General features: G+C 61.7%; 17 protein-coding genes. 11 read left to right on the top strand and 6 right to left on the bottom strand.

The window, feature by feature from the left end; all coding sequences use genetic code 11:
- Window positions 1-149: 149 nt before the first annotated feature.
- The 5 genes from ACSQ8R_RS16440 (at window position 150) to ACSQ8R_RS16420 (ending at window position 5,436) form a co-directional block, all read left to right on the top strand.
- Window positions 150-1,676, top strand: a complete 1,527-nt coding sequence (locus ACSQ8R_RS16440; RefSeq protein WP_436254370.1) for an ABC transporter substrate-binding protein — start codon at window positions 150-152, stop codon at window positions 1,674-1,676.
- Between the two features lie 204 nt (window positions 1,677-1,880).
- Window positions 1,881-2,822: an ABC transporter permease gene (locus tag ACSQ8R_RS16435; protein WP_436254369.1), complete on the top strand. Its 942-nt coding sequence runs from the start codon at window positions 1,881-1,883 to the stop codon at window positions 2,820-2,822.
- The gene (locus ACSQ8R_RS16430) at window positions 2,822-3,694 is read left to right on the top strand and encodes an ABC transporter permease (RefSeq protein WP_436254368.1); all 873 of its coding nucleotides are present in this window, start codon (window positions 2,822-2,824) and stop codon (window positions 3,692-3,694) included. Before ACSQ8R_RS16435 ends, ACSQ8R_RS16430 begins: the two co-directional genes overlap by 1 nt.
- The gene (locus ACSQ8R_RS16425) at window positions 3,695-4,903 is read left to right on the top strand and encodes an amidohydrolase/deacetylase family metallohydrolase (RefSeq protein WP_436254367.1); all 1,209 of its coding nucleotides are present in this window, start codon (window positions 3,695-3,697) and stop codon (window positions 4,901-4,903) included.
- Between the two features lie 20 nt (window positions 4,904-4,923).
- A complete protein-coding gene (locus ACSQ8R_RS16420) occupies window positions 4,924-5,436 on the top strand; it encodes a RidA family protein (protein WP_436254366.1) in 513 nt (170 codons plus the stop codon).
- Window positions 5,437-5,446: 10 nt separating this feature from the next.
- Here ACSQ8R_RS16420 and ACSQ8R_RS16415 read toward each other — a convergent pair whose 3' ends face one another.
- Entirely contained in the window at window positions 5,447-6,286 is an 840-nt protein-coding gene (locus tag ACSQ8R_RS16415; RefSeq protein WP_436255500.1) for an IclR family transcriptional regulator, read from the bottom strand.
- A 102-nt stretch (window positions 6,287-6,388) separates the two neighbouring features.
- Between ACSQ8R_RS16415 and ACSQ8R_RS16410 the strand changes: the two genes are divergently transcribed.
- A complete protein-coding gene (locus ACSQ8R_RS16410; RefSeq protein WP_436254365.1) occupies window positions 6,389-7,585 on the top strand; it encodes an aminotransferase class V-fold PLP-dependent enzyme in 1,197 nt (398 codons plus the stop codon).
- 152 nt (window positions 7,586-7,737) lie between these two features.
- Window positions 7,738-9,573, top strand: a complete 1,836-nt coding sequence (locus ACSQ8R_RS16405) for an ABC transporter ATP-binding protein (RefSeq protein WP_436254364.1) — start codon at window positions 7,738-7,740, stop codon at window positions 9,571-9,573.
- A 19-nt stretch (window positions 9,574-9,592) separates the two neighbouring features.
- Here the strand turns inward: ACSQ8R_RS16405 and ACSQ8R_RS16400 are convergent, their stop codons facing one another.
- The 3 genes from ACSQ8R_RS16400 to ACSQ8R_RS16390 form a co-directional block, all read right to left on the bottom strand.
- Window positions 9,593-11,146, bottom strand: a complete 1,554-nt coding sequence (locus ACSQ8R_RS16400) for an acetolactate synthase large subunit (protein ID WP_436254363.1) — start codon at window positions 11,144-11,146, stop codon at window positions 9,593-9,595.
- Window positions 11,147-11,245: 99 nt separating this feature from the next.
- Window positions 11,246-12,553, bottom strand: coding sequence for a 4-aminobutyrate--2-oxoglutarate transaminase (gene gabT, locus ACSQ8R_RS16395; protein ID WP_436254362.1), 1,308 nt, complete (start codon window positions 12,551-12,553; stop codon window positions 11,246-11,248).
- Between the two features lie 72 nt (window positions 12,554-12,625).
- On the bottom strand, window positions 12,626-13,210 hold the full coding sequence (locus ACSQ8R_RS16390; RefSeq protein ID WP_436254361.1) for a cupin domain-containing protein: 585 nt from the start codon (window positions 13,208-13,210) through the stop codon (window positions 12,626-12,628).
- Window positions 13,211-13,872: 662 nt separating this feature from the next.
- Here ACSQ8R_RS16390 and ACSQ8R_RS16385 point away from each other — a divergent pair.
- Together ACSQ8R_RS16385 and ACSQ8R_RS16380 are read left to right on the top strand one after the other, a co-directional pair.
- Window positions 13,873-14,148, top strand: a complete 276-nt coding sequence (locus tag ACSQ8R_RS16385) for a hypothetical protein (protein WP_436254360.1) — start codon at window positions 13,873-13,875, stop codon at window positions 14,146-14,148.
- Window positions 14,149-14,386: 238 nt separating this feature from the next.
- Complete coding sequence (locus ACSQ8R_RS16380) at window positions 14,387-14,653, top strand: DUF6894 family protein (RefSeq protein WP_436254359.1); 267 nt, start codon at window positions 14,387-14,389, stop codon at window positions 14,651-14,653.
- Between the two features lie 14 nt (window positions 14,654-14,667).
- Here ACSQ8R_RS16380 and ACSQ8R_RS16375 read toward each other — a convergent pair whose 3' ends face one another.
- Window positions 14,668-15,201: a hypothetical protein gene (locus ACSQ8R_RS16375; protein WP_436254358.1), complete on the bottom strand. Its 534-nt coding sequence runs from the start codon at window positions 15,199-15,201 to the stop codon at window positions 14,668-14,670.
- Complete coding sequence (locus ACSQ8R_RS16370) at window positions 15,143-15,955, bottom strand: response regulator transcription factor (RefSeq protein ID WP_436254357.1); 813 nt, start codon at window positions 15,953-15,955, stop codon at window positions 15,143-15,145. Before ACSQ8R_RS16370 ends, ACSQ8R_RS16375 begins: the two co-directional genes overlap by 59 nt.
- Before the next feature lie 633 nt (window positions 15,956-16,588).
- On the opposite strand from ACSQ8R_RS16370, the gene ACSQ8R_RS16365 reads away from it, so the two are divergent.
- Both ACSQ8R_RS16365 and ACSQ8R_RS16360 read left to right on the top strand, forming a co-directional pair.
- On the top strand, window positions 16,589-18,259 hold the full coding sequence (locus tag ACSQ8R_RS16365; protein ID WP_436254356.1) for a hypothetical protein: 1,671 nt from the start codon (window positions 16,589-16,591) through the stop codon (window positions 18,257-18,259).
- Between the two features lie 123 nt (window positions 18,260-18,382).
- Entirely contained in the window at window positions 18,383-20,413 is a 2,031-nt protein-coding gene (locus ACSQ8R_RS16360) for a hypothetical protein (RefSeq protein ID WP_436254355.1), read from the top strand.
- The last annotated feature ends 11 nt before the right edge of the window (window positions 20,414-20,424 follow it).

The raw sequence follows: 20,424 nt of genomic DNA, 5'->3' as shown, positions 1-20,424 counted from the left end.
CGGTCGAGAGGCGCACCTTCCGCTCGCCGGAAACCTCTCGGCGCCGGGAGTTGTGCGCCTCCACCTCCCCATTGACAGGGCGGCTGCGTTCTATATTCTGTTATAAAAGCCTATATAACATAATTGTGGAACATAAACGGGAGACTACCATGAAATTGAAACTTGCATTCCTCGTTGCAACCGCGCTCGTCGCCACGCCGTCATTCCTGATGGCGCAGGAGAAGGGCGGCGTCATCAACGTCGCGACCATCGGCGAGCCGCCGACGCTCGATCCGATGACGTCCACCGCCGACCTTGTGGGCATCGTTACGCAGCACATTTTCGAAACGCTCTATACGTTCGACAAGAAGTGGGGCGTCACGCCGCTTCTGGCGGAAAGTCTGCCGACGGTCGGCGACGACGGAAAAACCTATACGATCAAGCTGCGCACCGGCATCAAGTTCCATGACGGCAGCGACATGACCTCGGAAGATGTCGTCGCCTCGCTCACCCGCTGGACCAAGCTCGCCTCGCGCGGCAAGCAGGCAGCAGGCTTCATCGAGTCCGTCTCCGCCGCCGATCCGTCGACCGTAACGATCAAGCTGAAGCAGCCCTATGCGCCGCTCGTCTCGCTGCTGGCCTTCAACAATTCCGCCGCAATCATCATCCCGGCCGAGAAGCAGGCCGACACGATGACTGACTTTGTCGGTACTGGACCCTATATGCTGAAGGAGCGCAAGGCAGATCAGTATATCCAGCTGGCCCGCTTCAAGGACTACAAGCCGCGTTCGGGCGAGAGCGATGGTTACGGCGGAGCCCGCCACCAGTATCTCGACGAAATCCGCTTCGTGCCGGTTCCGGACCCGAACACCCGCGTCGAAGCTGCCGTTTCCGGCCAGTACGATTATATCGATTCCCTGCCGGTCGAGTCTTTCGACAAACTCAAGGCCTCGAAGGCGACCCAGCCGCTCCTCCTGAAGCCGTTCGGCTATCCTGTCTTCGTCTTCAACACCGCGGAAGGGGCCGCCAAGAGCCTTGGCGTCCGCAAGGCGATCCGCCAGGCGCTCAGCATGGAAGACATGCTTGCCGCCGCCTTCGGCAGCAAGGACTTCTACGCGCTCGACGGCAACATCTACCCCGCTTCCTTCACCTGGAGCACGGATGCCGGCGTGAAGGGCAATTACAATGTCGCCGACCCGGAAGGTGCTGCCAAGGCCGCCAAGGCCGCCGGTTATGACGGCAAGCCGATCCGCATCCTGACCAGCCGCCAATACGAGTTCCACTACAAGATGGCGCAGGTGGCAGCCGAATACCTGAAGCTTGCCGGCTTTGCCGTCGACATGCAGGTGGTCGATTGGGCAACGCTCACCCAGCGCCGCACCGACAAGGCGCTCTGGGACATCTACATCACCCACAGCCCGTTCCTGCCGGAGCCGGCCCTGATCGGTTCGCTGTCGGCGAGCTCGCCGGGCTGGTGGGACACGCCAGCCAGAAAGGCGACCGTGGATGCCTTTTCGGCAGAAGCGGATCCGAAGAAGCGCGTCGAGCTCTGGGCCAATGTCCAGAAGGCCATGTATGAGGAGGCGCCTTTCATGAAGATCGGCGATTTCAACGCGGTCTCCGCGATCTCGACCAAGCTTCAGGGCGTCGATCCGGCTCCGTGGCCTTACTTCTGGAACGCGTCGATCAAGAAGTGATTGCTTCATGATCGCGACGGCAACTTCTCGCTCCCTCATCCCTGTGCTTGTCACAGGGATCCAGCAGCATCGCGTCTGCGATGCGGGAGGGTCTTCCCAGCCCAAGGACTTGGGCTGGCTGGATTCCTGTGACGAGCACAGGAATGAGGATGAGATTTTAGCTGCCGCTTGCTTTAAACAGGGCCCTGGATACCGGACACCCGAATGATACGCTACATTCTTCAACGCCTTGCCGGCATGGTCGTGGTGATGTTTCTCGTCGTCACGATCGTCTTCGTGATCGTCCGCGTGACGCCCGGTGATCCGGCTGCGGTCATGCTCGGTCCCGATGCCTCGGCCCAGGACGTCGCCGAACTGCGCACGCGTCTTGGCCTCGACCAGTCGATCGCCGTCCAGTATGTCTTCTATATCGGCCAGCTGCTGAAGGGTGACCTCGGCCAGTCGATCTTTCTCAACATGCCGGTGACGTCGGCGCTGCTCGACCGCGCCGAACCGACATTCTTCCTGACGATCTTCTCGCTTGCCATTGCAAGCGTCATCGCGCTGCCGATCGGCATTTATGCCGCCTACCGGCGCGGGTCCTTCGTGGATCAGGCCGCGACGACGGTCGCGATGCTGGCCGCCAGCATTCCGAGCTTCTGGCTTGGCCTCATCCTGATGCAGTTCTTCGCGGTGCGGCTCAATATCTTTCCGGTTTCCGGCTACGGCGGGCCCGGCGCGAATTTTGCCGAGCGCATGTATCACCTGACATTGCCGGCCTTCGCGCTCGGCCTGGTTTCCTCGGCGCTGATCCTGCGGTTCACCCGCGCCTCGATGCTCGACGTGCTCGGCGACGATTATATCCGCACCGCCCGTGCAAAAGGGCTGATCGAGCGGCGGGTCGTGCTGAAACATGCGCTGAAGAACGCGCTGATCCCGATCCTTACCGTGCTCGGCCTCACCGCCGCCGTGCTGATTTCCGGTGCCGTCGTCACCGAAACCGTGTTCGGCCTGCCGGGCGTCGGCAATCTGGTGGTCTCGGCGGTGCTGCGGCGTGACTATCCCGTCATACAAGGGGCGCTGCTGGTCATCGCCGCCCTCTACGTCCTGATCAATTTCGCGATCGACATGCTCTATCTGCTGGTCGATCCAAGGGTGCGCTACTGATGGCGGAGATTGTCACAACCAAACCGGCCATGAGCGAGGGAGCCAAGTTCTTCCGCCGCTTCCTGAAGCGCAAGACCGTCGCCATCGGGCTGATCGTCATCGTGATCTTCGTTATGCTTGCGGTTCTCGCGCCGTGGATCGCCCCCTATTCGCCGTCGAAACTGTCGATCGTCAACCGGCTGAAGCCGCCGGGCGAAATCTACTGGTTCGGCACCGACGAGTTCGGCCGCGATGTCTTTTCGCGCACCATCTATGCCGGGCGGTTGTCGCTGCTGGTCGGGGCCGCGGTAGTCACGCTTTCGGCGCTTATCGGCGTGACGCTCGGTCTACTTGCCGGCTTCTTCCAGAGGCTCGATACGCCGATCGCCCGGCTGATCGACGCAATGATGGCCTTCCCGGACATCCTGCTCGCGATCGCTCTGGTCGCGGCGCTCGGGCCGTCGCTGGTGACCGTCATCATCGCGCTGTCGATCGTCTATTCGCCGCGGCTTGCGCGTATCGTCCGGGCCTCGACGCTGGTGATCCGCGAACTGCCCTACGTGGAGGCGGCAAAGGCGCTCGGCATTTCGACCTTCCACATCATGACGCGGCACGTGCTGCGCAACCTGGTGTCGCCGATCCTGGTGCAGGGCACGTTCCTGTTCGCCAGCGCCATGCTCGCCGAAGCCGGGCTCTCGTTCCTCGGCCTCGGCGTCAGCCCTGAAATTCCGACCTGGGGAACGATGATCTCCGCCGGCCGCCAATATGTCGGCCAGGCCGACTGGATGACCTATTTCCCGGGCTTCGCCATCATTCTTTCCGTTCTGTCGCTGCAGATGGTCGGCGACGGATTGCGGGACATGCTCGATCCAAGACTTCGAAAGGACCTGTAAATGACCGGTGAAACAGCGGGCAAGCCGCTCCTCCTCACCAATGTGAAGCCGATGGCTTTTGGCGGCAATGCGGCCTCCGGCACGACCGACATCCTGGTCGGCGCCGACGGCAAGATCGCCGCGATCGGCCCGTCGCTCGCAGCCCCCGCGGATGCGCTCCGGGTGGACGGCAAGGGCGCCTTCATCTCGCCCGGCTGGATCGACCTGCATGTGCATATCTGGCATGGCGGCACCGATATCTCGATCCGCCCGTCCGAATGCGGCGCCGAGCGCGGCGTGACGACGCTTGTCGATGCCGGTTCCGCCGGCGAAGCCAATTTCCACGGGTTTCGTGAATACATCATCGAGCCGTCGAAAGAGCGTATCAAGGCGTTCCTGAACCTCGGCTCGATCGGCCTCGTCGCCTGCAACCGCGTCGCGGAACTACGCGACATCCGCGATATCGACCTTGACCGCATCCTCGAATGTTATGCCGAGAACAAGGAGCATATCGTCGGCATCAAGGTGCGGGCGAGCCATGTGATCACCGGTTCCTGGGGCGTTACCCCGGTCAAGCTCGGCAAGAAGATCGCCAAGATCCTGAAAGTGCCGATGATGGTGCATGTCGGCGAACCGCCGGCGCTCTATGACGAGGTTCTGGAAATCCTCGGCCCCGGCGACGTCGTCACCCATTGCTTCAACGGCAAGGCCGGTTCGAGCATCATGGAAGATGAGGATCTCTACAATCTCGCCGAACGCTGCGCCGGCGAAGGCATCCGCCTCGATATCGGCCATGGCGGCGCGTCCTTCTCGTTCAAGGTGGCGGAAGCGGCGATTGCCCGCGGCCTGCTGCCGTACTCGATTTCGACGGACCTGCACGGCCATTCGATGAACTTCCCGGTCTGGGACCTGGCGACCACCATGTCCAAGCTGCTGTCGGTCGGCATGCCGTTCGACAAGGTGGTGGAGGCGGTCACCCATCACCCGGCTTCGGTCATCAAGCTTTCGATGGAAAACCGGCTGTCGGTCGGCGAGCGGGCGGATTTCACCATCTTCGATCTCGTCGATGCCGATCTCGAGGCGACGGATTCCAACGGTGACGTATCCCGGCTGCAGAAACTGTTCGAGCCGCGCTACGCGGTCATCGGTTCGGAAGCCATCACCGCCAGCCGCTACATTCCGCGGGCCCGCAAGCTCGTCCGCCACAGCCACGGTTATTCCTGGCGCTGAGGCGCGTTCTTGGAAATCGCATGACAGGAGTTGACGTGAACACGTCTTCAGCAAAGGCCGCTCCCGCGGCACAGACACCTTACGATCGGCTGATCGCGCTTGGCATCAAACTGCCGCCGCCGCCGCCGCCGATCGCCAATTTCGTCACGCATGTCCGTGAAGGCAACATGCTCTATCTCTCCGGCCAGGGGCCGCGCGAGGCGGATGGCCATCTGCATGCCGGCAAGGTGGGCGCCGATGTCAGCGTCGACCTCGCCTACCAGCATGCGCGGCTCGTCGGCATCAACCTGCTGGCGGTCATGCACGAGGCGCTCGGCGATCTTTCGCGGGTGAAGCGTGTGGTGAAACTGCTCGGCATGGTCAATGCCGTGCCGGATTTCGAGGATCATCCGAGCGTCATCAACGGTTGCTCGGACCTGTTCATTTCGGTGTTCGGCGATGCGGGCCAGCATGCCCGTTCGGCGGTCGGTTTCGGTTCGCTGCCGGGCAATATCACCGTCGAGATCGAGGCGATCGTCTCGCTGAACGACTGAGGAGGCAAGGTCAGTGGTTGCGCCAACCCATCAGCTTCTCGATCCGCTGGGCGGCAGCACGGACGTGCTCCGTATAGTGGTTCTCGTCGGAAAACACCTTCTGTTCCGGCAGCACGATGGAAATGGTCGCAACGCACTCGCCCTTTCGGTCGCAGATCGGCGAGGCGATGCAGGCAACCGCGTAATCGGATTCCGCCACCTGGATCGACAGACGTTGCTCGAAGGCCTTGCCGGCCGAGTCGGACAGTGTGCGGGCGTCGATCTCGGCGCGGCCGGTCGGCGAGGTGCGGGCGCAGCGCTTGAAAAGCTCGATCCGCTCGGCCTCGGCCAGGTGCCCGACCAGAAGCCGGCCGGATGCGGTCCAGTTGAGCGGCACGCGAGTGCCGACGCGGGACGCGACCTGGTAATGGCTCGGGCCGTCGGCCATGGCGAGCACCAGCATATAGTCCCCGTCGCGGCCGCAGACCTGCACGGTTTCGCCCGCCTCCCGGCAGAGATCGTGCATTTCGTGGGTGGCGACACTCATGAAATCGAGCGACCGGGCATAGGCGAGGCCGTAATGGTAGAGCCTGGCGCCAAGCCAGATCGAACCGTCGGTATTGCGGGCGAGCATGTTCTTCTCGACCAGATCGTCGATGATCACATAGACGGTCGACAGCGGCGCCTTGATCGCCTTGGCGATCGCATAGGCGCCGGCCGGCGCACCGGTTTCGTAGAGGTGATCGATCACCTGCAGCGCGCGGTCGATGCCGCTCACGCGCGAGCGGCGCGCGCCCTTGGCTTCCGATTCCACGTCGGAACCGGTCTCGCCGGAGAGGTCTGCGGATGAGGTCTTGGCGTCCAACTCGATGTTCCCCGTGGGGCTGCTCGTGTGATTTCGAGAGGCTATTACATTACTATGGCATAGTTGTCGATGGTTATTCGCAGCCTGCCATTACTTTGGAGAAGTACAATGTCCGATGATATCCGCACCCAGATCGGCCTTCGCCCGGTCATCAACGTTTCCGGCACGATGACGAGCCTCGGCGCTTCGATCGTGGTTCCCGAAGCGATCCAGGCGATGGCGGCGATCCTGCCGCAATTCGTCGAGATCAACGACCTGCAGCGCAAGGCGAGCGCGATCATCGCGCGGCTGACGGGCGGCGAAGCGGGTTTCGTGACCGCCTCGTGCTCTTCCGGCATCAGCCTCGCGGTCGCGGGAGCCATCACCGGCAACAACCTGCTGGCGATCGAGAAACTGCCGGATACCGTGTCGGACAAGAATGAAGTGCTCGTGCAGATGGGCCATGTGGTGAGCTATGGCGCACCGGTGGACCAGGCGATCCGGCTTGCCGGCGGCAAGGTCGTGCTGGTCGGCCAGGCGACCTCGACCCACCGCTATCACATGGAAAACGCGATCACGGAAAAGACGGCGGCGGCCGTCTATGTCGTCTCGCATCACGTGGTTGACTACGGCTTGCTCAACCTCGTCGAGTTCGTCGAGATCGCCCATGCCAAGGGCGTGCCGGTGATCGTCGATGCGGCTTCCGAATACGACCTCAAGCTTTTCCTGGCGCAGGGCGCGGATATCGTCCTTTATTCCGGCCACAAGTTCCTCGGCGGCCCGACCTCAGGCATCGTTGCCGGCAAGAAAGAACTGGTGCGCAGCGCCTTCCTGCAGAACATGGGCATCGGCCGCGGCATGAAGGTCGGCAAGGAAAGCGTCTTCGGCGTCATGGCGGCGCTGGAAGCCTGGGAGAGCCGAGACCATGCGGGCATCCGCGAGCGCGAGACGGGCTATCTCAATCTCTGGAAGCGGACCCTCGACGGTCGCCCCGGCGTCACGGCGCTGATCGAGCCGGACCCGACCAACAACCCGCTCGACCGCATGCGCGTCATCATCTCCGCGCCGGAAGCGCATATCACCGCCTGGGATCTGGCCGCAGCACTTGGCCGTGGCAATCCGCCGATCATCGTCCGCGATCATGAGGTGGAGCATCACTATTTCTACTTGGACCCCTGCAACCTGCATCCGGGCCAGGAAACGATCGTCGCCGCCCGCCTGACCGAAGAGCTCGACAAGGCGCGCGCCTCCAACGAGATCATCGCGACCCCGATCGAGGAACGCAGCCGCCATCGCTTCGACGGCGCGTTACGCTGGCCGGACTGAGGAACAGCGCGGCAGACTAACCCTCCCCCTTGTGGGGAGGGTGGCCGGCAGGCGGGAGGGGTTTTTATTAGGAATAAAGACCCCTCCCCAACCCCTCCCCACAAGGGGGAGGGGCTCCTCGCATCGCCGACGACAATAAAAAGGGAACGATCATGGCCATCTCGCAAGCACAAGCCGTCCAGTCCGCTCAGCCCGTCCTCTCCGTCGAGAACCTGACGACCTCGTTCAATGTCGACGGCGAGTGGAAAACGGTCGTGCGCGACGTTTCCTTCACGGTCGCCCCCGGCGAAACCGTCGCGATCGTCGGCGAAAGTGGGTCCGGCAAGAGTGTCACCTCGCTTTCGATCATGCGGCTTTTGCAGGAAGGCACGAGCCGTATCGAGGGCAGGATCATGCTCGGCGGGCGCGATCTCCTGGCGCTCCCCGAACACGAGATGCGCAAGGTGCGGGGCAACGACGTGGCGATGATTTTTCAGGAGCCGATGACGAGCCTCAATCCGCTCTTCACCATCGGTGACCAGATTTCCGAGGCGCTGCTCTGCCACAAGGCGATGTCGGCGGCCGAGGCGAGGGCCGAGACGATCCGGCTGCTGGAGAAGGTGCGTATTCCCTCCGCTGCCTCGCGTTTCGACGAATATCCACACCGGTTCTCGGGCGGCATGCGCCAGCGCGTGATGATTGCGATGGCCTTGGCTTCGAAGCCGAAGCTGCTGATTGCCGACGAACCGACGACGGCGCTCGACGTCACCATTCAGGGTCAGATCCTCGACCTCATCAAGATGCTGCAGGAGGAGGAGGGGACGTCCGTCCTGTTCATCACCCACGACATGGGCGTGGTGGCCGAAGTCGCCGACCGGACGATCGTCATGTATCGCGGCGAGCAGGTGGAGACGGGCGTTACGCCCGACATCTTCCACCGCGGCAAACATCCTTATACGCGGGCGTTGCTCGCCGCCGTGCCGGTGCTCGGCTCGATGCAGAAATACGAGCGGCCGCTGCGGTTTCCCGTCGTCAACGCGGCGACCGGGGAATCCGATGTCCAGGTCGAGGTCGCCGACACGGTGGCCGCCAATGACCGGCCGGTTCTGGAGGTGAAAAACCTCACCAAGCGTTTCGACATCCATTCCGGCCTGTTCGGTCGCGTGAGCGGACGGGTGCACGCGGTCGAGAACGTCTCCTTCGACCTGCATGCCGGCGAGACGCTGTCGCTGGTCGGCGAAAGCGGTTGCGGCAAGTCGACGACGGGCCGAGCGATCATGCGGCTGATCGAGCCGGATGCCGGTTCGGTCGTCGTCGAGGGGCGCGACGTCTTGGCACTCGATAAACGCGAAATGCGCGAGATGCGCAAATCCGTGCAGATGATCTTTCAGGACCCGTTTGCCTCGCTGAACCCGCGCATGACGATCGGCCAGGCGATCGCCGAGCCCTATCTCGAACACAGGATGGGGACGGCGAAACAGGCAAAGGACGTGGTTGCCGACATGCTGCGCAAGGTCGGGCTGACACCCGACATGGTCAACCGCTACCCGCACGAGTTCTCCGGCGGCCAGCGCCAGCGCATCTGCATCGCCCGGGCGCTTGCGCTCGAACCGAAGGTGATCGTCGCGGATGAAAGCGTTTCGGCGCTCGACGTGTCGATCAAGGCCCAGGTGATCAACCTGATGCTCGACCTGCAGCAGAGCTTGAACCTCGCTTTCCTGTTCATCAGCCACGACATGGCCGTTGTCGAGCGGGTCAGCCATCGTGTCGCGGTGATGTATCTCGGAGAGATCGTCGAGATCGGCCCGCGCGCCTCGGTGTTCGGCAATCCGCAGCACGAATACACGAAGAAACTGATGGCTGCCGTGCCGGTGCCGGATCCCGATCGCCGCCGCGAAAAACGGTTGGTCGCCAGCGACGAACTCAAGAGCCCGATCCGTTCAGTGGACTACAAGGTCAACCCGCTCGACTACAAGACCGTTTCACCGGGCCATCTGGTCGCGATGTAACGGTTGCGGTCCGCGGTGATCAGTCGATGACGGCCTCGATCAGGAACGGGCCTTTGCGGCTCAGCGCCCCGTCGAGCAGCTTGACGAACTCCTCGATCGTCGTCGCGCGGCCAGCTTCGACGCCGAGACCCTTGGCAAGCGAACACCAGTCGAGCTTTGGCGCGTCGAGATCGAGCATGCGCTGGGCGTTGCGGCCATAGGCGTTGACGCCGACATTGGTCATTTCGCCCTGAAGGATGCGGTAGGCGCTGTTGGCGAAGACGACGGTGACAACGTCGAGCTGTTCGCGTGCCTGGGTCCACAGGCCTTGCACCGTGTACATGCCGCTGCCGTCCGCCTGCATTGCGATGACCTTGCGATCAGGCGCTCCGATCGCGGCGCCGGCTGCGAGCGGAATGCCGATGCCGATGGCGCCGCCGGTGATCGGCAGGTGCTCATGCGGGGGGAGCCCCGATGCCAGGACCGGATATTGCCCGACGGAGGTCAGGCCCTCATCGATGACGACGGCATTTTCCGGAAGGCGGCGGCCGATGGCGAGGCTGATGGCGTCGGGCGTCAGCGCGCCGCTCGGCACCTGGATGTCGTTCTGGGTGAACCGATTGCGGACGAAATCCGCATCCGGCCTGATGCCGAGTGATTCAGCGAGCGTTGCGAGAACCTCGGCGAGGTCGTGTTCGTGTTCGGCGAGCTGGATGACCTCGCAGGAGGGTGGCAGGGTGGTGCTCGGTTTGCCGGGATAGGCAAAGAAGGTGACCGGTCGCGGACCGCCGATGCAGATGGCGACCTCGAAGTCCTTGAGCGCCTCGAGCGCGAGGTCGATCTTGTAGGGAACGGGCCTGACCAGCGCACGGCCGGCGCCGCGGGCGCTGCGACCGGACGAGGTGGAGAAAAGTACCGCGCCGGTGGCGGCTGCGATGCGGCCAGCGGTTTCGACCGGCCTTTCCCGCAAGGCCTGGCCCGCCAGTAGGATCACGACGCGCTTGCCGCTGCGAAGAGCGGCGACCGAGGCTTTCAGCGTTTCGGGGTCGATCTTCGGCGGTGCCGGGATTGCGGCGGGGCCAAGCGTTTCCGGCGAAACCTCGCCCCAGGCCGCATCGGCGGGCAGGATCATGGTCGAGACGCCGCGATTGGCCAGCGCTGCGGCATAACCTTCTTCGGTGCAGCGGCGGATATCGGCGGCGCCGGTGGCGCGCCCGACCCAATGGGACATCGGCCGGGCCAGGCTTTCGATGTCGCTGGTGAGCGGCGCGTCATATTCGAGGTGATAGGAGGCGTGGTCGCCGACGACGTTCAGCATCGGCGTGCGGGCGCGGCGGGCATTGTGGAGATTGGCGAGACCGTTGGCTAGGCCGGGGCCGAGATGGAGCAGGGTCGCGGCCGGCTTATCCGCCATGCGGGCATATCCGTCGGCAGCACCTGTCACGACGCCTTCCGACAGGCCGAGCACGCAGCGCATCGCCGGCTTGCGGTCGAGCGCTGCGACGAAATGCATTTCCGAGGTCCCGGGATTGGCAAAACAGACGTCGATATCGTTCACCAGAAGGACGTCACACAGCATATCGGCGCCGTTCATGCGCTTTTCCTCAATCCTTGCGGTACGCCCGCGGGCGACCTTAGCCAAAAATCACCGCGGAGCCCGAACGGTCTCCGCGGTCGGAATGACTTGGTTCGCTCAGGCAGCCGCCGAAGCGGTCGCTTCGGAAAATGCGGCTTCGACCGAAGCTTCGAGAATGGCGAGCCCTTCCTCCAGAACCTCCCATTCGATGGTGAGCGGCGGCAGCAAACGGATCACATTGAGGCGCGTTCCGCAAGACAGGAGGATGAGGCCACGAGCTTCCGCTTCTGCGACGATGCGGTTGGTGAGGGCAGGAGATGCCGCTTTCGACTGGCGGTCCTCGACCAGTTCGAACGCTACCATGGCGCCGAGGCCGCGCACCTCGCCAATCTGTTCCATGCCCTGGCGGGAGGCGATCGCCGTTAGCCGCTCGGTGATCCGGCGGCCGACTTCGGCGGCGCGCTCGCAGAGCTTCTCATCCTCGATCACATCGAGCACGGCATTGGCGGCAGCGACGCTCAGCGGGTTGCCCGCATAGGTGCCGCCGAGCCCGCCTGGATGGGCCGCATTCATGATCTCGGCTCTGCCGGTGACGGCCGAAAGCGGAAAGCCGCCGGCGAGGCCTTTCGCCATGGTGATCATGTCGGGCTTCACGCCGGCATGTTCGAAGCCGAACATGCGGCCGGTGCGCGCCATGCCGGCCTGGATCTCGTCGGCGATCAGCACGATGCCGTATCTGTCGGCGACTGCGCGAAGGTGGACGAGGAATTCCTTCGGCGCGACATGGAAGCCGCCTTCGCCCTGGACCGGCTCGACGATGAAGGCCGCGATCCGCTCGGGATCGACATCGGCTGCGAACAGCCGTTCGAGCCCGGCGATTGCTTCCTCGGTCGAGAAGCCGAGATAGGGATTGGGGAAGGGCGCGTGGTAGATATCGGCCGGGAAGGGGCCGAAATTCTTCTTGTAGGGCATGACCTTGCCGGTCAGCGCCATGCCGAGCATGGTGCGGCCGTGGAAGGCGCCCGAAAAGGCGATGATGCCGGCGCGGCCGGTATGGGCGCGGGCGATCTTCACGGCATTCTCCACCGCCTCGGCGCCGGTCGTCACCAGCATGGTGCGGTTTTCGGCCCCGGTCGGCGCCATCGCGTTCAGCCGCTCGGCCAGCCTCACGTAGCCTTCGTAAGGCGCGACATGGAAACAGGTATGGGTGAAATTCTCGGCCTGTTCGGCGACGGCGCGCATGACTGCCGGATGGCGATGGCCGGTATTGTTGACCGCGATGCCGGCGGCGAAATCGATAAAGCGCTTGCCGTCCACGTCCCAGAGTTCGGCGTTCAAGGCTTTCCGGGCGAAGATGCCCCGGGTTCCGACGCCGCCCGCCACGGCGGCTTTCTGGCGGGACTGCAGATCTGCTGAAACGGTCATGACGATATCCCCTGAAATCGATGACCCAGCTATAGTCTTGCTCATTATTTTGAGCAAGCGAGTTTTGAAAAATCAGAGATAGGGCGGCGAGCAGGCCGAGATCACGATCGTCTGCCGGTCCGAGAGATTGCGGAACCGGTGCGGCACACGGCTGTCGAAGAGGTAGGCTTCTCCGGCTTTTAGGACGCGGACGTCGTCGCCGACCGTCACTTCCAGCTCGCCCTCGACCACGTAGCCGCCCTCCGAGGAGGCATGCTGCAAAAGGGTCTCACCGGTATCCGCATGCGGCTCGTAGATTTCGTGGAGGATCTGCAGGTTATGCGCCCGCGCATCGCCGATCTGGCGGAAGATCAACTTGCCGTCGCCGCCCGAGATAGGGGATGTGGCGACCTGTGATGTCAAATCCACCAACTCGTGCGCCGAAAAGAACGGGCCTTTCGGCGGGCTGCGTTCGGGCTCGAAAAAGTCGCCCATGCCGACGCCGAGGCCGCTGAGGATCTTGCGGAGCGTCGAAACGGAGGGGCTGACCTTGTTGGTCTCGACATTGGATATCTGAGCATGCGGTACGCCGGCCCGCTCGGCGAGCTGGCGCTGCGAAAGGCCGGCGGCAACGCGCATGGCGTTGAGGCGTGCACCGATATCGAACTTTTCATCCATCTCAAACGTCCCGGCTGTTCGGACCGGTTATGCCGTGGATCAGGATGGTGATCAACTGGATGATATTTTGAGCATGCGCTGGTCCCGGGCTTTGCCGCATCCCCGCAAAGGCCGCTGCCCGAGGCGGAGGCTGCAATCGATCGTCGCGGACCTGGATGGAGCGCCGTTCCGCCTGGGAGTGGCCTGTTTCCTCCATCGGGCGATGAAGGTGATAGGCCTATGGATATAGCCCATTTGGCGCAACTGCCTGCGACTCATGTGCGTGTTATCCTCCGCTCCGGCGGATCAGAGAGGATTTTCGCTCATGTTCAGGTGCAGGGACTGCAAGGACACGGGCTGGGTTTGCGAAGCTCATCCTGCGAAACCGTATACCGGTACCCGATGCTGCGGCTGCGGGGCGGTTGAAATGCCATGTCCCCAGTGTCTCGCGATCCACGACATGGACAAATATCCGGAGGTGGTGCGGGTCTTGCCAAGGCTGCTCGGCGCCGAGCTCAGATCGGTCCAAGGTTTCCCAGAGCGCTCCGATGCAGCGCAAACGCGGACCTGAACGCAGATTTTCCTTGAGAAAAATGTGCGCCCCCAAAAAAAGATCCTGCCCAGTTTCCTGAAGGGAACTTTATGCGCCAACATTTGTTTCCACCCGCCTGGAGGTGAGATGAATGGCGGTGTTTCTTGTCATATTGGAATTCGAGAAGGTGGAATCATACAATCGGGCGCGGAAAAGGATTCAGCCGCTAGTAACCTGCAAGTTATCCGGAACGGCATGGCTGGTGGAATACGACGGAGATGCTTCGGCGCTGCAGCGATATCTTGAGGAAATTATCCTTCAGAAGGACAGCTTGTTTGTTTCGGCGTTGAGCCATGATTGGGCGAGCATCAACATGCATGCGGCAAGGCGCTGGCTGACGGAGAGGCACGCAAACAGCCTTGGGTGATCACCCGTAAACCGGTGGTCCGGGGAGGATTTAAAGCCCAAGTTCCATGGTAAGCCGCCAATTCCAGATTGACCGGGACTGTGGGTTATTTATATATACTCCAGTGTTCTGATCGAGCCTAACCGCAGATTGGGAGATGGAGGGGCGGACGCATGGAAGTTGTCAGCGTCGCTTCTGCCGCGGGTTGGATTTCGCAGTTTCAAGTGGCCGCCACGCTATCCCCGGGAGGTTGGGTTCCATGGTGAGATATTTCCTGAACGTCGATCTGAAAGACGGTTTTATTCCGGATACCGAAGGCCTCGACTTCCTCAATATCGAGAGAGCCACAGCCGAAGTCATATCCGGAATGAGAGATCTCGTCGTCGAGCATATTCAGCAAGGAGAAGCCTTGGCTTTGCGGGCGATTTCAATCACTGACGATGCCGGCCATCTCATATCGATCGTCACGCTGGCCGATGCTCTCAACGGCTACCTGCCCGGCATAGCGGTACCTGGCCTCGGGTAAGGCCTCGTCCGGGTTCAGGTGGGGAAACCGTAACGTTCGGTGATTTCCCAGAACATCCTGTTGATCGCGACGAGCGAATTGATGCTTTCCCGGATCCGGCCGATTTCGCGCGCGTCGAGTTCCTCGATCTTCCCGTATTTGATCTCGTCCCTGCTTTCGAAGATCCGCATCGATTGGGTGATGTTGCGACCGCTGTCGGGATCAAACGAATAAATGCAGTGGTTGTACTTATTACGGAGCTTGGCCTCCTCAGAGAGGCGACGAGTGGCCTCCAGGATTTCCTTGCGGCAGACCGGCGCGGTCTTGCGCATCTTGGTCAGCCGTTCCACGAGATCGACGCGGGCCCGGGTCGTATTCAAGGTCAGGAAGATGACGATCGCCGTTTCCTTGTCCACCTTGGCCAGGCCTGCGATCATATGGATCAGCAGGCTTTCCGTATTGGTCCAGGTATAATTCAGCTGTCCGATCAGGAGCAGGATGTCCTGGAGCCTAGTACTTGTCGCCTGAGAGGGAGCGGCCGTCCTGGCCGCGGTTCGTGTCGCCTGCATTGCCCGTCGTATCCTTGCGTCTATATTCAAAATAGAGAGCGACGACTTCCGTTCTGTTATGCACGCCGAGTTTGGTGATAATGTTGTGGATATGAATCTTTACGGTATGTTCGGACAGTCCCAATGCGGCCGCGATGATCTTGTTCTGATTGCCCATGGCCATCCTGACAAGAATTTCGTTCTCACGCTTTGTCAGTTTTTCGATCGCTGATTTGCCGGTTTGATACGCGGCTGGCTTGAGATCGGCCGGGTCTTCGCCTTCCAGGGGTGCGCTTCTCTGGGCCCGATAACCCGTGGAAGGGAAATAAGTGCCACCCTTCAATATGATCCGCAGGCCCGACAGGAAGACGTCGAGATTGACATTGAACGGCAGAATGCCCTGGACGTTTTCAAGCTCTTTCGCCCTTCGATGATCGGAGGCTATCTCGCCGTCATCGGTACCCATCAGCGCAAGGGTAGCAGCAGGATGGTGCCTGGCCAGCTCCGGCCAGTACTCGGCGAGAGCCGAGGCAAGGCGGACGTCCGCCAGCACAAGCTGGACCGGATTGTCGAATTCCACCGAGGCCAGTTTCAGATCGGGCACAGTCTTGACGCTGAGCCACGGAAACTCGCTTTCGATGGCCGCCGTCATCGCGGTGGAGATTGTTCCCGGTGAGCAGATGAAGAGGAGTGTTCGGATCGCATTCATTCTCTTCAAGGCGTTTGTTGCCAGATCCAGACCGACATGTTGTGAAACACCATGCGGAATTTGCATGGATAGGCCCTCCGGTCGTTGATCGAAAGTACACGCAAAGTGGTGCTCCGAAGATCTTGTGCCAGAACGGTAAACCAAGAGCGGAATGGTGGGAATAGACCGAAGGATTTACAGAATAGATCGAATCGGCGACGGAATGTGGGTCGCAAGGTCGTTTTGACCCGAACGAACCATGATCATGCAGCGTTTCCTCCGGTGCAAAACGAGTTGCTGCATACAAAAGGCGAATTTCATTGTCTGCCTGCCTACGTCTTCTTGCTTAGAACATTTAAACCATCTGACTATGCTCACGTAGTATTCATCAGGTCGCGCTAAATCGAAATATTACCTTATTTCTTCTCCGCAATCGGGACACAGTGGTTTCATCCCGAAGCATGCGAAGAACGAGCGCCGAAGAACGCTCGTCGGCGCTGATGCGGCGAGCCGGCGACTCATGTCGCTTCTCGTTCCAAGCCTCTCGGGAAACTAGGGGAGAGAGAGAAAATCAGACATCACGAGAGAAAGACCGGCAAACGGTCGCGTTGACGCGCGCCCTGACGCCAGAGGCTAACGACTCATTTCAACCGCGACGAGCAAAGACCCCCAAAAAGATGAATGGCGGTCACGCTGTCGCAGTCATAAGAGGACTGTGTGATGGTAGATAAACGCAGCGTATTCGACACCTTGGTCGATGATCCTGATAGCCAGGAGCAGCAGCAGCAACAGCAACAGCAGGAACAACAGCAGCAGCAGCAGCAACAGGACAGCGACCAGAGCCAGACGAGCGATTCGACGAACCTCAATGGCAACGGGAATGGTAACGGCAACCTGAACCTCAACGGTAATGGCAGCCTGAACCTCAACGGCAACTTCAACGAAAACGTCAATGAGACCACTGTCGGCGTCGCTGTAGAAGTTGGTGTTGACTTCGAAGACTACCTGCCGACGGACGACGACTTTGCCGATGTCGATATGAAGGACAGTTCCATCGACGGGATGTTCAACATCCGCATCGATGACGTGCTCAATAAAGCCCTTACCGGCGAGGGCAACGATGTCGGCAATGTCATCAGTCAGGTCGCCAACATCCAGGACAATGACAAGCTCGAAAGCGCCAGCGTCAGCAATGACGGGTCGTTCGACATGAATCCCACTGCCAAGGGCGGCATTGCGCTTGCCTCCGACGGGATCAATACCGGCGGCGGCGGCGGTGATGGCGGAAGCCACGCGGATGCCGATGGCGGTGACGGTGGCAACGGCGGTACCGCTCTCGGCGGCTTTGCGCTTGGCGGTGACGGCCTGGGTGGCCTTGCTGCAAGCGTTGCGGCCGGCGGCAAGGGCGAAGGTGGCGATGCCGATGGCGGCGACGGCGACAGCGGCGATGCCGAGAGCGATGCCGATGGCGGCAAGGGCATTGGTGGCCGCGGCGGCAATGGCGGTGACGGCCTTGGTCTCGGCCTCGGTCTTGGCCTGGGCCTTGGCGCCGGGCTCGCCTTTGCAGGTGACGGCGATCAGGGCGGCAGCAATACGGCCGGCGATGGCTCCTCAGGCGGCAATTCCGGCAACTCCACCGGCGGCAATGCTTCCGACGCCGGGGACGGCGGAGATTCGAATGGCGGTGCAGCGACGACTGCCATCGGCGGCAGCCTCGGCCTGATCAATCCGATCTTCGCCGACGGTGACGGCGGTGCTGGCGGCCCTGGCGGTGCCGGTGGCGGAAACACCGGCGGTGCCGGCGGAGATCCGACCGGCGGTGCCGGCGGTGACGGTGGCGAGGCCACGGATGCCGGTGATGGCGGCGATGGCGGCGGTGCCCTCGGAGCCGGGCTTGGTGCCGGGTTCGGAGCCGGGCTTGGTGCCGGGCTGGGTGGCGACGGCGCAGCAGGCGCTGCCGGTACCGGTGGCGCAGCAACGGCCGACGCAGCTACCAGTGGCGATGCTACCGGCGGTGACGCAACATCCGGCGCTGGCGAAGGCGGTGCGGCACTCAGTGGCGCATGGGCCGATGGTACCGGTGGCGGCGCAGTCGGTGGCTGGGCATTCGGCGGCGCTGGTGCTGCCGGCGGCGATGGCGGCCTGGCCTATACCGGTGCCGGTGGAGCCGGCGGCGACGGCGGCGTCTGGGGCTCGCACAACGGTGACGATGGTTTCGTGACCGGCACGAGTTCCGCTTCGGCCGACGCTGTCATCGAAACCCACGCCTTCAACCAGGAAATCGTGATGGGTGCGAACCTCCAGCAGAATGCGATCGACATGACGATCGTTGGCGGCGGTCTCCACAGCACGGTGGCGGGCGACGATACCCACGACGACGCGAGTGTCTAATCCGACAATTGGTCTCTGCTTCACAAGCAGAGACCTTCACATCGTGGACTGCGCAGACTTCCTGCGCAGCCCCTCATTCCGAACGCCCTGTGATGCAGGCATGCTGATACAAAGGCAGCGGTCATGACGACGATGGATACAATCACCGAGGAAATCGCTCATTTCATCGGCCTCTTCCACACGAACGTCGAGGATGCGCGTCTGCGGGATAGCTACCAGGATTTCACGGTCTATACGCCCGAACAATTCATCCCAACATCCGTAGTGATCCAATCCAATTTCGAGGCGCCTTACGAGCTGCTCGGATTCGATCCGGGTGTGGTCTACAAGGCGCCTGCCACTTACACGCCGATCTGGCATCCCCACTTCGCGGCCCGATACGATCATCCACCGATTCCCACGGTGGACATCAAGACGTACTACGGCCGGCATGAGATGCCGCAGCACGAGTACCCGCTCTACGCAAACGGCAAGGCGCTCATATGGGAGATACAGCCTCCCGGTTCGGTTGCGAACTTCATCGTTCAGGCCGCCTCGCTTTCCGACAACGACAGTTTTGGCGTCGGCGGACATGGCCTGACGTTCAATCCGACGCCGGTCGACAATGGCGAGTTGCTGCAGACGGCCAAGGATGTTCTTGCGGACGCGCCCATCGGCGATCTCGAGATGCCCAAGTCCACGGCGGACCTTATCGAGATCATCAAGACCGTGGCCAGCCAGTTGGAGGCCCTTTCGGTCGATTCCGACGGCCCCATGGAAGCTTTCGTCCATCATTCCACCACGATCGAAGGCATTTACGTCAACGGCATGCTCGTCGACGAGGCGCCGAAGCTGGAGGACCATCATTCATTCGCCGAAGACGAAGATGAAGCCGATGATGCCGCGGATGCCGGTGATGAAGCCGATGCGGAGGACGATGCTCAGCCATCCAACGTCTACATCCATGCGGACGGCTCGGTCGAGGTGGAAGCCTCGGTGGAATTGGTTGGCGGCAACAATACCGTCGTCAATGACGCTGTTCTCAAGAATATCTGGACCGGCGCGACGGTAACCGCGGTGGTTGGCAATCACTTCGAGATCAACGTAGTCATCCAGGTCAATGTTCTCCAGGATACCGACGCGATTACTTCGGCCATCAGCGGCTGGACGAACGACGGTGCGCCCGATGAAATATTCAACATCGCGACATTCCAGAGGGTCGATCCGTCCGAAGGTGGCAATGCTTCGGCCCAGGCCGGCGGCGGCTATCCCGGAAGTTGGGCGGTCACTGAGATCCACGGTGATCTGTTGATCGCCAACTGGCTGGAACAGTACATTTTCATGTCCGACAATGACATCGGCATCCTGTCGTCTTCCGGCGCCACGACGAGGGTCATCGCCGGCGACAATACCAGCGTGAACCAAGTCTCGATCTACGAGCTCAGTCAGGCCTATGATCTGATCCTGATCGGCGGCAATCTGTACGATGCCAATATCATCCATCAGACGAACATATTGTTCGACAACGACGTGGTCGGCGCGGTTACCGGTTTCGAAACGACCGGTGGGGGTACGATATCCAGTGCCGGAAACCTGCTCTGGAACCAGGCTCATATCTACAATATCGGCGGCGCCGATCGCTTCGGCGCACTGCCTTCGGCCTATCTGGATGCGGCCAACGATTTTGCCGCCGGCGGAAGAGATATTTCCCAGGGCATCTTGACCGACCCGGCGTTTGCAGGAACGGCGGGGCTGCGGGTTCTTTATATCAGCGGTGACTTGCTGAACATCCAGTATATCAGCCAGACCAACATCGTCGGCGACAGCGACCAGATCGCCTTGGCGCTGAATGCCATCAATCCCCACGCGGATGCGACGTGGTCGATCTCGACCGGGGGAAATGCACTCATCAACAACGCGGCGATCGCCGATCTGGATTCCCTTGGCCGGACCTATGTCGGCGGCGAGCAATATTCCCAGGAAACGCTTTTCCAATCCGGACTGATTTCGAGCAATCCGGAATGGGCCGCGCACGATCCCGACGCGCTGGTCAATGAAGCGGTGGCTTTTCTCGACGATTCAATACCGCACACCGATCCGACCGAGCCCGGCTACGGCGTGCCTGTTGATGACGGCCACTATCAGAACGACGGACTCCAGCATGTGCTCGGATAATGGGGGAGAAA

The organism is Neorhizobium sp. LjRoot104, assembly GCF_964253725.1.
GTDB lineage: Bacteria > Pseudomonadota > Alphaproteobacteria > Rhizobiales > Rhizobiaceae > Neorhizobium.
The sequence above is the reverse complement of the archived record's forward strand: the minus strand, read 5'-3'. Positions and strand labels throughout refer to the sequence as shown.

What these genes read in the sequence shown, in the direction of transcription:
- ACSQ8R_RS16385 (WP_436254360.1), top strand. Translation starts at nt 13,873, where the DNA reads ATGGCGGTGTTTCTTGTCATATTGGAATTCGAGAAGGTGGAATCATAC.
- ACSQ8R_RS16430 (WP_436254368.1), top strand. Translation starts at nt 2,822, where the DNA reads ATGGCGGAGATTGTCACAACCAAACCGGCCATGAGCGAGGGAGCCAAG.
- ACSQ8R_RS16400 (WP_436254363.1), bottom strand. Translation starts at nt 11,146, where the DNA reads ATGAACGGCGCCGATATGCTGTGTGACGTCCTTCTGGTGAACGATATC.
- ACSQ8R_RS16420 (WP_436254366.1), top strand. Translation starts at nt 4,924, where the DNA reads ATGACAGGAGTTGACGTGAACACGTCTTCAGCAAAGGCCGCTCCCGCG.
- ACSQ8R_RS16390 (WP_436254361.1), bottom strand. Translation starts at nt 13,210, where the DNA reads ATGGATGAAAAGTTCGATATCGGTGCACGCCTCAACGCCATGCGCGTT.
- ACSQ8R_RS16435 (WP_436254369.1), top strand. Translation starts at nt 1,881, where the DNA reads ATGATACGCTACATTCTTCAACGCCTTGCCGGCATGGTCGTGGTGATG.
- ACSQ8R_RS16380 (WP_436254359.1), top strand. Translation starts at nt 14,387, where the DNA reads ATGGTGAGATATTTCCTGAACGTCGATCTGAAAGACGGTTTTATTCCG.
- ACSQ8R_RS16375 (WP_436254358.1), bottom strand. Translation starts at nt 15,201, where the DNA reads ATGCAGGCGACACGAACCGCGGCCAGGACGGCCGCTCCCTCTCAGGCG.
- ACSQ8R_RS16425 (WP_436254367.1), top strand. Translation starts at nt 3,695, where the DNA reads ATGACCGGTGAAACAGCGGGCAAGCCGCTCCTCCTCACCAATGTGAAG.
- ACSQ8R_RS16365 (WP_436254356.1), top strand. Translation starts at nt 16,589, where the DNA reads ATGGTAGATAAACGCAGCGTATTCGACACCTTGGTCGATGATCCTGAT.
- ACSQ8R_RS16370 (WP_436254357.1), bottom strand. Translation starts at nt 15,955, where the DNA reads ATGCAAATTCCGCATGGTGTTTCACAACATGTCGGTCTGGATCTGGCA.
- ACSQ8R_RS16360 (WP_436254355.1), top strand. Translation starts at nt 18,383, where the DNA reads ATGACGACGATGGATACAATCACCGAGGAAATCGCTCATTTCATCGGC.
- ACSQ8R_RS16410 (WP_436254365.1), top strand. Translation starts at nt 6,389, where the DNA reads ATGTCCGATGATATCCGCACCCAGATCGGCCTTCGCCCGGTCATCAAC.
- ACSQ8R_RS16405 (WP_436254364.1), top strand. Translation starts at nt 7,738, where the DNA reads ATGGCCATCTCGCAAGCACAAGCCGTCCAGTCCGCTCAGCCCGTCCTC.
- gabT (WP_436254362.1), bottom strand. Translation starts at nt 12,553, where the DNA reads ATGACCGTTTCAGCAGATCTGCAGTCCCGCCAGAAAGCCGCCGTGGCG.
- ACSQ8R_RS16440 (WP_436254370.1), top strand. Translation starts at nt 150, where the DNA reads ATGAAATTGAAACTTGCATTCCTCGTTGCAACCGCGCTCGTCGCCACG.